At 38.2% G+C, this 662-nt stretch carries 1 protein-coding gene and 1 pseudogene; both read right to left on the bottom strand.

Annotation, left to right across the window (positions count from 1 at the left end; all coding sequences use genetic code 11):
• Positions 1-478: hypothetical protein (locus HMPREF9200_RS07230; protein WP_009354065.1), on the bottom strand; the 478-nt coding region annotated here is incomplete at its 3' end.
• 19 nt (positions 479-497) lie between these two features.
• Positions 498-662 (bottom strand): annotated as a pseudogene (locus HMPREF9200_RS09255) (UDP-glucose 4-epimerase GalE); the annotation flags it as partial.

The raw sequence follows: 662 nt of genomic DNA, 5'->3' as shown, positions 1-662 counted from the left end.
TATTTTTATTACCTTTTCCTTTCCTGTTCATATTGTCCATGTTACTTCTATCTGCACCTAGTACCGTTGTTTGAGTAACTACAGACAATTCCTTTGAAAACGTATCTAGTAAAGGATAGGGTCGTACTACATTCCGTATTGGAAAGACAAGTTTCCCCTTATCTGTCTCTCCTTCTAGGGATTCTCTCTTTTTTTCATGTTTCTTCCCCCTATATTTTTTCTCACCTTTTTCAGATGTATGAGTAAGTGTTTCTGAAGAATCTTCAAATTTGCCTTTTTTATTTTTTCCTAATGCATCACTTTCACGATGTGACTGTATAGGACTTTCTAATTGTTCAACCTCCGACCATGTGGACTCTCTCCAACCTAGATAGAAAATGAGGCACAATAAAACGGTCGCCCCGAAAACGAGACGACCGTGTGTACGTATATATCTTTTTATTTGGTTGTAGAGGTCTTGCGTAGATGATACGTTCATCATACCCTCCTATATACGATTAATATCCTTTTGGATGTAGTTGATGCCAATTCCAAGCATCACGAATCACTTCTTGTACTGTACTATGTACAGGTGTCCAACCAAGTTTAGCATGAATTTTTTTAGAAGATGCAATTAATGTACCTGGATCCCCAGCACGACGTTCCCCGTAATCAACACGGAA

This window comes from Veillonella sp. oral taxon 780 str. F0422, assembly GCF_000221605.1.
Lineage (GTDB): Bacteria > Bacillota > Negativicutes > Veillonellales > Veillonellaceae > F0422.
The sequence above is the reverse complement of the archived record's forward strand: the minus strand, read 5'-3'. Positions and strand labels throughout refer to the sequence as shown.